12 protein-coding genes are annotated in these 13024 nt (G+C 45.5%); 4 read left to right on the top strand and 8 right to left on the bottom strand.

Going from position 1 to position 13024, the window contains the following annotated elements; all coding sequences use genetic code 11:
• Window positions 1–38: 38 nt before the first annotated feature.
• The 6 genes from OYT88_RS16720 to OYT88_RS16740 form a co-directional block, all read right to left on the bottom strand.
• Complete coding sequence (locus tag OYT88_RS16720; RefSeq protein WP_274401495.1) at window positions 39–650, bottom strand: TetR/AcrR family transcriptional regulator; 612 nt, start codon at window positions 648–650, stop codon at window positions 39–41.
• Between the two features lie 884 nt (window positions 651–1534).
• Window positions 1535–3460, bottom strand: coding sequence for an ABC transporter ATP-binding protein (locus OYT88_RS16725; protein ID WP_274401496.1), 1926 nt, complete (start codon window positions 3458–3460; stop codon window positions 1535–1537).
• Entirely contained in the window at window positions 3453–5204 is a 1752-nt protein-coding gene (locus OYT88_RS16730; protein WP_274401497.1) for an ABC transporter ATP-binding protein, read from the bottom strand. The genes OYT88_RS16725 and OYT88_RS16730 overlap by 8 nt, the downstream gene beginning before the upstream one ends.
• 238 nt (window positions 5205–5442) lie before the next feature.
• The gene (locus OYT88_RS16735) at window positions 5443–5691 is read right to left on the bottom strand and encodes a hypothetical protein (protein WP_274401498.1); all 249 of its coding nucleotides are present in this window, start codon (window positions 5689–5691) and stop codon (window positions 5443–5445) included.
• A 135-nt stretch (window positions 5692–5826) separates the two neighbouring features.
• Window positions 5827–6060, bottom strand: a complete 234-nt coding sequence (locus tag OYT88_RS20995) for a helix-turn-helix domain-containing protein (protein WP_443217534.1) — start codon at window positions 6058–6060, stop codon at window positions 5827–5829.
• A 132-nt stretch (window positions 6061–6192) separates the two neighbouring features.
• Window positions 6193–6807: a TetR/AcrR family transcriptional regulator gene (locus OYT88_RS16740; protein ID WP_274401499.1), complete on the bottom strand. Its 615-nt coding sequence runs from the start codon at window positions 6805–6807 to the stop codon at window positions 6193–6195.
• Between the two features lie 167 nt (window positions 6808–6974).
• Between OYT88_RS16740 and OYT88_RS16745 the strand changes: the two genes are divergently transcribed.
• Window positions 6975–8918: a YhgE/Pip family protein gene (locus OYT88_RS16745; protein WP_274401500.1), complete on the top strand. Its 1944-nt coding sequence runs from the start codon at window positions 6975–6977 to the stop codon at window positions 8916–8918.
• 439 nt (window positions 8919–9357) lie between these two features.
• On the opposite strand, the gene OYT88_RS21000 is transcribed toward OYT88_RS16745, so the two are convergent.
• Both OYT88_RS21000 and OYT88_RS16750 read right to left on the bottom strand, forming a co-directional pair.
• Window positions 9358–9501, bottom strand: coding sequence for a DUF6282 family protein (locus OYT88_RS21000; protein ID WP_443217539.1), 144 nt, complete (start codon window positions 9499–9501; stop codon window positions 9358–9360).
• 79 nt (window positions 9502–9580) lie between these two features.
• Window positions 9581–10477, bottom strand: a complete 897-nt coding sequence (locus OYT88_RS16750) for a DMT family transporter (RefSeq protein ID WP_274401501.1) — start codon at window positions 10475–10477, stop codon at window positions 9581–9583.
• Between the two features lie 247 nt (window positions 10478–10724).
• Here OYT88_RS16750 and OYT88_RS16755 point away from each other — a divergent pair, with 247 nt between their 5' ends.
• The 3 genes from OYT88_RS16755 to tnpB all read left to right on the top strand — a co-directional run bounded on the left by OYT88_RS16755 (window position 10725) and on the right by tnpB (window position 12997).
• Window positions 10725–11597, top strand: a complete 873-nt coding sequence (locus OYT88_RS16755; RefSeq protein WP_274401502.1) for a LysR family transcriptional regulator — start codon at window positions 10725–10727, stop codon at window positions 11595–11597.
• A gap of 732 nt (window positions 11598–12329) precedes the next feature.
• Window positions 12330–12641 (top strand): IS66 family insertion sequence element accessory protein TnpA, encoded by a 312-nt coding sequence (gene tnpA, locus OYT88_RS21005; protein ID WP_443217540.1) that lies wholly within the window; start codon window positions 12330–12332, stop codon window positions 12639–12641.
• Window positions 12638–12997, top strand: a complete 360-nt coding sequence (gene tnpB, locus OYT88_RS16765; RefSeq protein WP_274401504.1) for an IS66 family insertion sequence element accessory protein TnpB — start codon at window positions 12638–12640, stop codon at window positions 12995–12997. Before tnpA ends, tnpB begins: the two co-directional genes overlap by 4 nt.
• Window positions 12998–13024: the final 27 nt, after the last annotated feature.

Genomic DNA, 13024 nt, shown 5'->3' on the forward strand with positions numbered 1-13024 from the left:
CTTTTACCTTTTTCCCCCATCATTCATGAAAGATTCTGCTATTGCTGTGTTGCATGTATAAGCGGTATAAAAATGTTGTCTACAATCTCTGCTATGGCTTTGTCGGATACGGGTCCCAGCCTTGTAATCAGCTCGTGCTGCAGCAGATCCAACGGCAATGAGATGATCCGGGGCGTCAGCTTTTCAAGGCGGATTTCTCCGCGAAGTTCCGCGTTTTTCAAAATCGCTGCCATAGCTGCTATTTGTTTGCTCTCTGATTTCCGCTCGTATATTTTCGGCATGGATGCGATGATCCTGCGCCACACCGCCGGTTCCATAATTAGCCCCCTGATCGTCTCCGAGCCGATTGTTTTCAGCGGTGCGACACGCGCATGCAGATAGGCATACACATCATCGCGCAGGTTCCCGGTATTGGGGATCTCATTTGTAATCTTTGGAAAATAATATTTGCGCAGGGCGGCCATCACAAGCTCAGACTTATCGGGCCAGCGGCGATAAAGGACGGATTTATTTGTCCTCGCCCGCGTCGCGACGCTCTCCATCGTCATTTGCGTATAGCCGGTTTTGGAGAGTTCCTCCCACGCGGCCTGCAGGATCGCCTCTTCCAGAACTTGTCCGCGGCGGCGCCTCCCTTTCTTTTGTTCGTCCATCTTTTATTCCCCCCGAGCCTCAACAATTAAATTAAAGGGACCTCTATCGTAAAAATTATAAAAACTGGAGGTTTCTTATTGACAAAAATCTATTTTTATCATATCATGGTCCCATAAGAAACTCAATGTTTTTAAAATTCAATACAATCATCCCAAAACACAGGAACAGCCGCAACAGCCTGTTCGTCTGTTTTTTTGGCTTCCAAAAAGATTTTTTTAGCCAGTCATGCAACTGTCAGCCCTCTCGTGTCGGGACTTAGTACGAAAGGGGGTAAAAAAGCCGTCGCTCACGCTCTTTCACGGCAGAAAGGGGATGAGACTGACGAAACCATCTTCTTTTCAGCAAACAATCGGGAGACCGGACCCCGCGCATTATATCATTGTGGATTTCTAATACACAGTATTTATTCGTCTACTGTTCATTTTAAAGTATTTTCCACCAATAATCGCAACAGTTTATAAACAACTGATTTAAAAATCATGGGTACAGTCTTTATAATTATTAGAATAAACAAGTTGAGCGAATGATTAGACCGCCATCTGGACAGACCCACTTGTAAGAGTTTGGGTATCTGGTCTCAAATGTGTGATTCAGATAGACTTCATTCGGGTTCGCACCGCTTTCCAGCACATCAATACACATGGCCCCATTGCATGTTGCGCGGAATGGAAAATGCAGATGCGTCAATCGGCATTTGAACGATCTGCTGTTTTGGTGAAGTAGTGACCAAAATCTCCGTTTATTCATTGACGGGATGAATGTCCACTGCTTCACTTGACTAGATAGACCCACTCTATAATTTCATTTTTCTCGTCCTTTCGCGGGTCGGGGAAGAGTCCGCGTTATTATTTTCTGCTGTCTTTCCACGCAGAACGGATGTCGTTCACTCCAGTTCAAACGCGCCGGTATAGAGCTGATAGTATTTGCCCTTTTGCTCAATGAGCTGCCCATGGCTGCCGCGTTCGATGATGCGCCCATGCTCAAGCACCATAATAACATCGGCGTTCTGCACGGTGGATAGCCGGTGGGCGATGACAAACACCGTCCTGCCCTTCATCAGTGCGTCCATACCCTTCTGCACAATGGCTTCGGTCCGGGTATCAATTGAGGAAGTGGCCTCGTCAAGAATCATGACGGGCGGATCTGCTACGGCAGCGCGGGCTATTGAAATCAGCTGCCGCTGCCCCTGCGAAAGGCCGCTGCCGTCCCCTTCCAGCAAGGTATCATAGCCTTGCGGGAGCATGCGGATGAACCCGTCGGCGTTCGCAAGTTTTGCGGCCATGGTACATTCTTCATCCGTCGCATCCAGCTTGCCGTAGCGGATATTGTCCATGACCGTTCCCGTGAACAAGTTCACATCCTGAAGGACAACGCCAAGCGACCGCCTCAGATCGGCCTTTTTTATCTTATTGATGTTGATGCCGTCATATCGGATTTTTCCGTCGGCAATATCGTAGAAACGGTTGATCAAGTTGGTAATCGTCGTTTTTCCGGCGCCGGTTGCACCGACGAGCGCCACCTTCTGGCCGGGTTCGGCGTAAAGCGTGATGTTATGCAGAACATTTTTGTTTTCCGCGTAGCCGAAGTCCACATCAAAAAAGCGAATTTCACCCTGCAATGGAGTATAGGTTACCGTGCCGTCACTGTGCGGATGTTTCCACGCCCATGTGTCCGTCCGTTCCTTGCATTCCCTGATTTCGCCATTTTCCATTTTCGTATTGACGAGCATAACATATCCGCTGTCCTGTTCGCTTTCTTCATCCATTAAGTCAAAGATTCTGGACGCTCCGGCGAGCGCCATAACCACCATGTTGAACTGCATGGAAATCTGGCCGATTGGGTTAATAAAGCTGCGGGACAGGGTAAGGAAAGAGACGATCGTGCCGATTGTCAGGGCATGGACGCCGGTAAAACTCAGGTTGGGAATACCCGCAATGCCGGCCGCGCCTCCGATAATGGCAAGAAGCACATAAAGCAGATACCCCATATGGCCAACAACCGGCATCGTGATATTGCCGTACTTGTTTGCCTCGGTCGAGCTGAAGCAGAGATCATCATTCTTTTTATCAAACTCTTCCTCGACCTTTTCCTCGTGGCAAAAGACTTTTATGACCTTCTGACCGTTGATCATTTCTTCAATATAGCCATCCACGCCACCCAGAGATTGCTGCTGCTTCATAAAAAATATCCCGCTTCTGCCCACCAGTGCCTTGATCACCTTCAGCAGAACAAAGGCAAACAGAGCGACGAAAACGGTTAGGCTGACGCTGAGATAAAGCATGGCAAAGAACGAAGCCATCACTGTAACAAGAGACGAAAACATCTGCGGCAAACTTTGGGAGATAGCCTGGCGCAGCGTATCGGTATCATTAGTATAGCGGCTCATCACGTCTCCGTGTGTATGCGTATCGAAGTACCGGATCGGCAAGGTCTGCATGTGCGTGAACATTTCGTCGCGGACTTTTTTGAGCGTACCCTGCTCGATGACAACCATGACCCTGTTGTAGAATAAAGTGGCAAGCACTCCGATGATATAGATGAGCCCCATCAGAAGAATCGCCTTGAACAGTCCTATGAATACGGGATGCACCTGCCCTAACAGTGGAATGATATACTTGTCGATCAGGGTTTGAAGGAACAAAGCGGATGCCGCGTTTGCCGCCGCGCTAATCAAGATACAGACGACAACGAAAATCAGCTGGATTTTATAAGCAGCCATATAGGAAAACAGTCTTTTGATGGTGCCAGGTTTGAAGCGTTGCACCGGCGACTTGCCGCCTGAATTTCCTTTCGGCGGTATCTTATTCATGGAGAACGCCCCCTTCATTCTGCGACTCGTAAATTTCCCTGTAAATAGCACAGGTGTTAAGCAGTTCGTCGTGTGTGCCGACTGCGTTGATTTTTCCGTCGTCGAGCACGATGATCCTGTCGGCGTCCTGCACGGACGCAACGCGCTGGGCAATAATGATCTTCGTCGTATCCGGGATGTCATTCTTAAACGCCTGGCGGATCATTCCATCAGTCTTGGTGTCCACAGCGCTGGTGGAATCATCAAGGATCAGAATTTTGGGCTTCTTCAGCAACGCCCGTGCAATGCAGAGCCGCTGCTTCTGGCCGCCGGACACATTGGTGCCGCCCTGCTCGATATAGGTGTCGTACTGATCCGGGAACTCGCGGATAAACCCGTCGGCCTGGGCAAGCTCGCATGCATGAATCATTTCCTCATTCGTCGCGTTTTCATTGCCCCAGCGGAGATTTTCTTTGATCGTGCCGGAAAAGAGTACATTCTTCTGTAGCACCATCGCTACCTGATTGCGAAGCGATTCAATATCATAATCCCGTACGTCGACACCGCCGACCGTTACCCTTCCGCGCACGACATCATAAAGGCGGGGAATCAGTTGGACAAGGCTCGACTTCGAGGAGCCGGTCCCGCCGAGGATGCCGACCGTTTCACCGGATGTGATAAAGAGGCTGATTCCATCAAGAACCGGCTTGTCGGCCTTTCTGGCATATGTAAAAGTGACATTCTCAAAAGTGATCGAACCGTCCTTTACCGTGGTTACCGGATGTTCCCCGTTTTTCAGGTCGCTTTCCTCATTCAGAATTGCCACAATGCGCTCGGCCGACGCGCGGGAAATAATGATCATGACAAATACCATCGAAAGCATCATCAGGCTCATGAGTATCTGCATCGCATAGGTGATGAGGCCCGTCAAATCGCCGGCAGAAAGCCCGTAAGCCGGATTGTTGCCGCTGGCAACAATCTCTTTTGCGCCGAACCAGGAAAGTAAAAGCATGCTGGCGTAAAGACAGAACTGCATGAGCGGCATATTGAATGCCAGTCTTTTTTCTGCCTTGGAAAAATCCCGAAAGATTGTTTGGGAAATGCCCGCAAACTTCTGTTCTTCATAATCCTCCCGGATATACGATTTGACCACCCGGATGCCAAGCAGGTTTTCCTGCACGACATTGTTCAGTCGGTCATAGGTATTGAAAACCCGCACGAAGATTGGATGTACGTGCGACATAATCAGCCACAGGCCGATGCCGAGCACCGGGATGGTTGCAAGAAAAATCAGTGATAAATGGACATCGATACGAAAAGAGAAGATCAATGCGAACACAATCATCACCGGAGCACGTGTCCCAAGGCGGATCAGCATCTGGTACGCCATTTGCACATTGGTAACGTCGGTGGTCAATCGTGTGATGATGCTGCCTGTCGAAAATTTATCGATATTAGAAAACGAAAACTTTTGCACGTTATAGAACATATCCCGGCGCAGATTCTTTGCATAGCCAGAAGAAGCAGTTGCCGCGCTGCGTCCTGCGAGAGCGCCGACCAGCAGCGAAATCATCGCCGTGATAACAAGGGCAAGCCCTATCCATAAAACATTGGACATATTTTTCTTAATGATGCCGTAATCGATCAGATAGGCCATCAGCGTGGGAATAACAATTTCAAAAAATGCTTCAAATGTTACATATACCGGGGTGAGGATAGTATCTTTTTTGTATTCCCGTATACTGGATAAGAGTTTTTTAATCATAAACGACCCCCTGCGGTCTGCCTGATCCTTATCAAAGAACAGGCTTAATATTTGCTATATTTTCTTTCATTCTTTGAATATAGGAATACAACGTATTTACTTTTTCATCAGTAAATCGCTGATAAAGGCCTGGTCCATCCTTTCCGCATCAGTCTCATAAGTCCTTCGATTTTCCGCGCTTTTTCAGGCGCGCTTCGTGGGTGTCTGACTGTCTTTGGATCAGGCCCTTCTGTTCCCATCAGTCTGAGCACCTTTGATGCAGTGGAGCGGGCAGTGATAAAATATCCTTGATATCTTTCCGGTAGACATTTTGATCTGCATCTGCATTATCGGCGAGGCCGCTAATAAATCTATCCATGCCTATTTTATCCAATTGCCCCTGACCATGAATATCCAGGTTGTTAATCAGCCCGTTACTCTCTGGGTAACAATGGACCCAATCATTATACATGCTTTCCGCCTTAACTTTACTTACACGTTCATTCATACTCATCTTCCCCTGCAGCACTCGACAAGCGTCGGCTTCTTCTGCCGCGGTCACATTAAACCCTTCGAGAGAAAGAATGCTTTGCTGACCTGAGTGGCATGCGCATCATTTGATCATCCTTGGTTCCCCTTTAGATCACTCTTTCTGAATCTTAAACAGAACCAGTAACAGGTATACCCAAAGCTTCCGCATCAGAAATAGGTGCTCATCTTTATGGCTAGACTGACTGTCAAACCCGGACAAACTACTGGCAGAAATATCTGTTCTTCTGGATAACTCTTTTGGGGATATATGCGCATCGGCCATCGCCTCCCTGAGACATGGCTGAACGTTTACTTTACCGAATAATTTTGTTCCAATAATGTTCATCCTTTATGGTTTCCTTTTCTATATACCAATTATGTCCCTGTATTTGCTAATTGACAATTAGCAAAGGAGGAGCACCTATTTAAGAGCCAAGCCTGTCTGTCCAGACTGTGGTTTATTTTCAAGGGGCTACTATTAGCTTCGTGCAATAACTGCTATGAGTTGCTGTGGGCTCAATGACCGGCTTTGCAGAAAGATTTGATAAGCTTCTTCCGGAGGCAAAACCGTTTTTTGGTTCAGCCAATAGATGATAATATCAATGATTCCCTGTATTACGATTTCCTTCGCAAAGTTGGCTGAGAATTTTATCGTCTTTCCATGGAAACTCGGATCCGGCTGCATCAGCACTTCGCCGATCAAGTGTTTCACCTTGCCGGCAATCGCTGCCGCGTGTTCATTCAACAGCAGCGCAGCCATATCCCGCTGTCGATACAGATACCTGAACAGCTGGTAAAATGCGTTGTTGTTCTGATTCACCTCCCCCGCTTTGGCATCGGAAGCCGGCTTCGGGTAACGCCGGAAAATCCCGCTAATGTTGGCTACGATATCATCTTCGTAATGGGCTAAAAGATCATACTTGTCGACATAGTGCAGATAAAAGGTACCCCTGCTGATCCCTGCAGCCTTCGAAAGCTGCTGGACACTCAGTTTGTCAAAGCCGTTTTCATGAACCAACTTAATAAAGGCTTTTTGAATTTTGATCTCCGTCTCTAACATCTTTGTGTTCGTTTCGATGAGGCTCGCCCCCAATTAACAGCCCGTCAATTTCATAACCATTTAACAACAAATTTAAAAGAATTACAATGAACACTTCTGTTGATTTTGTGTAGCGGAAGAAAGCAGAACACACATGATGAACACCGCAGCGCGCCTAAAATGGCACGTATTCAGCTTAACATTCGGGTCGAAATTGTGTATTGTCAGGTTTAGATCGAGCAGCTAATATCATCAATGAACAAAGTGTTAATTTGAAAGGCGGTAATCAAATACTGACGAGTGAATGGAAATACCTTATCCGACACAGGATGTTCGTTGTTCTGATTGCGATTGCCCTGATCCCTGCGATCTACTGCTTCATCTATCTTTCTTCAATGTGGGACACCTATGGCAAGATGGATCACCTGCCTGTGGCTATTGTGAATCATGACAAGGCGGTTATCTACCACGGCAAGCGCATCAATATTGGCCACGACCTAACAACCAGTTTGGTGAAGTCGGATGTACTGAGTTTTCATCGCGTCTCAGAAAAAGTTGCCGAGGAGCGGCTGAAGGCCGGGAAGTACTATATGATTCTGACGATTCCTGAGGACTTCTCAAAGAAAGCGGCCACGATCATGAGTGCAAGCCCTCAGAAGATGAATCTGTACTTCCGTTTCAATTCCGGTCAAAGCTTCGTCGTTTCCAAGATGACGGGCGGCGTCGCGACCGCAATCAAAGCAAAAGTATCGGCCCAGGTCACCAGGCTTTATACAACGACTGTACTTAATGCACTGAACAGTGCCGCTTCCGGTATGAAAAAAGCCGCTGCTGGTGGTCAGCAGCTCGCAAACGGGGCACATCAACTGATCCTTGGCGAAGCTCAAATGAGCACGGGTACTAACTCAATGAGCGGCGGCATCGATCAACTGATCAGCGGGAACAGCAAGCTTGTCACTGGCAACCGGGCCATGAGCTTCGGCTTTGCCAAATTGACCAGCAACACAGCTGCACTCACCGGCGGCCTGCAACAGATTGAAGCCGGCCTGACACAGCTCACGCAGAAATCACCGCAATTAACCGCCGGAGCCGCGAAGCTTACACAACTGGCACAGGATATCAAAAAACAGCTCAGCTCAGGAACAAATAGTCTGGTACAAATTCAAGCTGAAACGTCGGCTCTTGTTAAGGGCCTGGCCGGCATGACCGCCGGCAGCGCTGCAAGCAGTGATGGTACCCGGGCCTTACTGAACGGAACACAGAAACTGACGACCGGTATGAACGTTTATACCCAAGGGGCTGGCACCTTAGCTACCGCGAATCAACATATCGGCAGCGGACTCGCCGCTGTCCGACAAAATCTGCCCATAATCCAGGCCGGTGCCGGCAAATTAAATTCAGGTACTGCAAGCTTGCTCCAAGGCACGAACCAGTTGTTAAGCGGCAGTCAGACATTGGCTTCCAGTTTGAACACCGGCGTTGAAAAGCTTCAAGTGCTCCATACTCAAGAACGCAATGCTGCCGCCTTAGCCAATCCTGTCCATGAAATCACCAGTGATATCGCTAAGATCCCCAATAATGGGACCGGGATGGCTCCTTTTGCTATCGCAATCGGCCTGTACGTTGGCGGCATCGTGCTGGGCACAATGTATGAGGCTTTCTTACCGCGCCGCGCCATTACCTGGTGGGCGAGCAAGGCCTCCGTTGTCGGATCAGTTGGCTTGCTCCAAACGGCCCTGCTCTGCTGGTCTTTAACCCAGGGCACTCATCTACACGTTGCCGACCCCGGTGCCTTTTTCCTGATCCTGTTACCTGGCTCATGGCTGGTCTTGTCACTGATTTTCCTCCTGAGACTGCTGCTTGGGGGTTTTGGAACCTGGCTGGTCTCTATTGTTCTCGTGATCCAGCTGGCTGCCTCTGGCGGCCTTTACCCGACCTACTTACTCAACAGCTTTGCCAGGTCGCTTAATATTTGGCTGCCGATGACCTATCTTATCGACGCCTTGCGCAGCCTCATTTCAACACATCAAGCCATTATCAGTGATGTCTGGATCATGATCGCTTTAGTTGTAGGATTTAACCTGGCGATGTTACTGCGTTTCCAACTTGGGCTGCATCGGAGTTTCATCGAGATCAAAGACGACCCGCAAAGTGAAGGATGTTGAGCATCATGAGATTGGCCTCTCTGCCAAAATAGAAAATCGAAGTCGTCAGAAAATTAACCGATGCAAATCCATAGGACGAGAAGTATGGGCATTTGATTCGAGCCAGCGAGCTCGCAGTTGATTCCATACAAAGATTACTGATAACTAAAATGTCGTTGTCTGAAACATCAGGAGTCTTACAATTGCTGTACAAAGCAGAAACAATTTGAAAAGGGAAACAGTTTAGCTTCTTAACATCGCACTTTATAAATTTTATGACCTTTACTCACGATGGCTCAAACTCTGATAAATATGGATTTTAGCTCTCAACAAATAACTTTATTGTCCAGTCAAGATCTTTTTCGTTACGCATCAGCCGGGACAATAGAGTCTTTCGAACCGGTACAAACCATGCTACCGTCAGCAGGACTCGTGTTTTTTTTCTTAAATTCTCTATGGTCTATGGATTAAATTCACTAGAAAATCCAAAAAGCCTATTAGTGAAGCAAGCCCTATATATACGTGACAATTCCAAATCAGTATTTCTTCTTGGAACAACATCAGGAAATGTATGCACATGAAGATCAATAACTCCATGTAAAATTTCTTATCCTAAGCTCATTACCGTAATCCCTTTCCAAACATAATAAATTATAATGAATGATTACATATTGTTTAGGATATCAGTTCATTTCATGATTAACAGACTTTTTAACAAATTTTTTATTGGTTAAGTAGACGCCGAAAATGACAACTATCCCGCCGATAATCTGAAAAAGATTAATACCATTTCCTAATAAAATACTGATGATTGCGGTAAAAACCGTAATCAGATTCAGAAAGATGCCTGCGTGGCCTGATCCCACTACGGGTACGCCAATATTCCAGAATAACAGCGAACCCACAGAAGGGAAGAGTGCCAGATAAAGAATTCCAAATGTTGTTGCAGGGGTAAAGGACCAGTTGAAATTTGAATAAATGAAAAATGGCAGCATCAGCAGCAAACTGAGGGCCACGGTAACAGCAGTTGCCCCGATCGGGGGTAAATCTTTGATTCTATTACTGAGCAGTGTATAAAAGGTCCATGAAATGATCACCATAAGCATGAAGAGATCCCCGGCATTGTAATCAATCGCAAACACGCGCAAAAGATTGCCACGGGTAAGAACCAGCAGCACACCGATCAACGATATAATCAATCCCAGAACATTTACTTTACTTAACTTTTCCTTTAATAACCAAGCAGCTAAGATCGCGATCATAGCCGGATTGACCGAATTAATTAACGCTGCATTCAGTGATGACGTAAAAAACAGGGCCTCATATAATAAAATATTATAGCCGATGATACCCAGTATAGAAAGAACAAGCAGTACCTTCCACTCTCTCCAAATCGCCTTCCATTTCGGCTTTTCAATAATTTGCGCGAGCGGGAAAAGAATAATTGCTGCGATCAGCCAGCGCAAAAAGTTTATCTGAATAGGTTGCATGGCACCTATCACATATTTGCCGCAAATATAGTTACCGGCCCAAAAAAGGTTAGCAAGAATAAGAAGAATGACAGCTGTTGATCTCCTCATAACACTACCTCCTCGCATTATTATAGAGATTGTTCATTTACTAAAGTCTTATATAATACGTCACCTATCCTCTTCCTTTTTTAATCAGATAAGCTGAATTTTTCATTGCAAACGTTATTTTTCAGCTCCTTTTATCTTGCTTTACGATATTAATAATAAGCCAAAATATTATATAATAAAAATGCCAATATATTTATATCACTTATAATTTAATTGATATAATTGTGAAAGTGAGAAGGTGGTACAATTGAATTTCAGACAATTAGAGCATTTTATAATGATCGCCGATAATATGAATATATCGACAACCGCCAAAAGATTAGGACTTCCTCAACCTTTTTTGAGCCAACAGTTAAAAAAATTAGAAACGGATCTCGATACTACGCTATTAGAGAGAAACACACGTCATATGAAGTTGACTGCGTCAGGTAAAGTTTTATACACCAGAGGGAAGCAATTACTGCAACTTTGTAATGTGATCCAGCAGGAGTTATCAGCCGTTAAAACGGGGAAAAAGGGGACTTTATCTCTTGGAGTGACGCCATCAATCGGCAATAGTGTACTTCCAAATTGGATTACCAGCTACCATGAAAAGTATCCTGGAATCAGTTTTTCAATCGAGGAACATCCGATCATAAAAATAGTGTCGATGTTAGAGGATGATTTAATTGAATTTGGTATTATTCGTACACCCTTTCAGTCGAAACGGTATCATGTGATTTCTCTGCCTAGCGAACCCATGGTCGCCGTGACTCATAGTGAGAACGGGTTTCAAAATAATCAGCCAGAAATTAATATGGCCTTTTTTATTAACAAGCCTATCTTAGTATGTAAGAGATATGAAGCGACAGTAAAAAAGCTTTGTCAAAAATATGGATTTGAGCCAAATATATCTGTGAAGGTCGACAACACAGCAACGCTGCTCTTACTCGCCAAACAAGGGATCGGTATAGCTATCATTCCCAGGGATTGGTTAGAACTGATCAAGGCTCCCCAGATTCATTATTGCGAAATAAAAGATTCAGAATTATTTACTCGTATTTCTATTATTTGGAAGAAAAGTGCCCATTTGTCGATAGCGGCAAACAATTTTATACAAGGAATAAGGGAGAATTCATAATTTGTCGTGTTATGAACAGGCGTACATCTCTCTCATGGCTGTACATGAGAATGCCTACACCATCCCATTTGGCCTGATAAACCTATTTCGGATCTGCTGGAATGGGTTTAAACTCGTGTATCTGATCTTATTTTCAAATCAGGGTCATTTTGATCGTCCTTGAAACAGTGGAAGGATGAACGCCCGTTAATTTTGCTATTTTTTTTAACGTTACCATGTGATAAACGCCCCATCCTGTCAGCATTAGATTTCTAATCTAATTATTATTAAATGCCCTGTTATATGCTTCTATATAAAAACAAGTACAAACTTCTTCAAAGAACGTGCAATTATTTTAATTTTATCATCTTTAGAATAGCTTTGCATCGTCTCTGCAAGGATTTGGTCACAGCAGTCAATAATAATTGTACGAGTTATAAAATCCAAATAGGATTGGCACGGCTTTTTTTTATCACAATAATCGTAATGACATCTTTTAATTTTCAATTTTTCGCCGGCTTGTTGTAATTTTATTTCTTATACTCTAAGAGCAGTCGATTACTATTACACGTTGAGTTTTTGGGAGTAGATAGACAAATAATCACAACAATCGCAGAAGATTAATGTTTCATTTTAAATTGAAACAGAAACATACATTCGATATAATAATAGTAAGCGTCAAATAATGGACACCTTCTCATACTCCTAGCGTCATGCGATAATGCCTCTATGAATTGATCAGGAGGATGATCCATAACACGAGCGGAGCTACATACATTATGGAAGAAGAGAATGAGCGATTTTGAAGCAAGCAAATTAACCGGCACTCAATGGTGCGCTGATCAGGAAATCCCATTAAGTCAATTCCGATATTGGCGACGTAAGTTACGTTCGACAAGAGATGCCGCATCCTCAAGCAGGCCATCTTGGATGGCCGTTGATCTAGCCGTACAGGAGAAAGCAGATATGCTTTTCATCTACCTGGGCCCGGCGAAAATCGAACTTCATGCTGGATTCGATCCGGACCTGTTCGCCGACGCGGTCCGTGTGCTTCGGAGCTTATGATTCGGGAATCAGCGATCGAAAATGTCTACCTGGCCAAGGGGAACACCGATCTACGCAAATCGATTGACGGGTTATCCATCCTGGTTCAGGAAAGCTTTCACCTCGATCCATTTTCACCCTGCCTGTTTGTCTTCTGTAATCGCAAACGAGACAAGCTGAAAATTCTTCACTGGGAATACAACGGATTCTGGCTTTACTATAAACGTCTGGAAAAGGGAACTTTCCAGTGGCCGAAGGCCCATAACGATGCCCCGTCTTTAAAAATCAGTCGGCGCCAATTGAATTGGCTGCTGGACGGACTGTCCCTCGAACAACGCGAGGCCCACCGGGCCGTAAAGGCACGCACGCTGATCTGATTTTTGGCCAAAACGCAGACAGGGAGC

Origin of the sequence: Sporolactobacillus sp. CQH2019 (genome assembly GCF_028765345.1) — a bacterium.
Taxonomy (GTDB): domain Bacteria; phylum Bacillota; class Bacilli; order Bacillales; family Sporolactobacillaceae; genus Sporolactobacillus.

What these genes read in the sequence shown, in the direction of transcription:
- tnpB (WP_274401504.1), top strand. Translation starts at nt 12,638, where the DNA reads ATGATTCGGGAATCAGCGATCGAAAATGTCTACCTGGCCAAGGGGAAC.
- OYT88_RS16735 (WP_274401498.1), bottom strand. Translation starts at nt 5,691, where the DNA reads ATGAATGAACGTGTAAGTAAAGTTAAGGCGGAAAGCATGTATAATGAT.
- OYT88_RS16725 (WP_274401496.1), bottom strand. Translation starts at nt 3,460, where the DNA reads ATGAATAAGATACCGCCGAAAGGAAATTCAGGCGGCAAGTCGCCGGTG.
- OYT88_RS16750 (WP_274401501.1), bottom strand. Translation starts at nt 10,477, where the DNA reads ATGAGGAGATCAACAGCTGTCATTCTTCTTATTCTTGCTAACCTTTTT.
- OYT88_RS20995 (WP_443217534.1), bottom strand. Translation starts at nt 6,060, where the DNA reads ATGAACATTATTGGAACAAAATTATTCGGTAAAGTAAACGTTCAGCCA.
- OYT88_RS16730 (WP_274401497.1), bottom strand. Translation starts at nt 5,204, where the DNA reads ATGATTAAAAAACTCTTATCCAGTATACGGGAATACAAAAAAGATACT.
- OYT88_RS16720 (WP_274401495.1), bottom strand. Translation starts at nt 650, where the DNA reads ATGGACGAACAAAAGAAAGGGAGGCGCCGCCGCGGACAAGTTCTGGAA.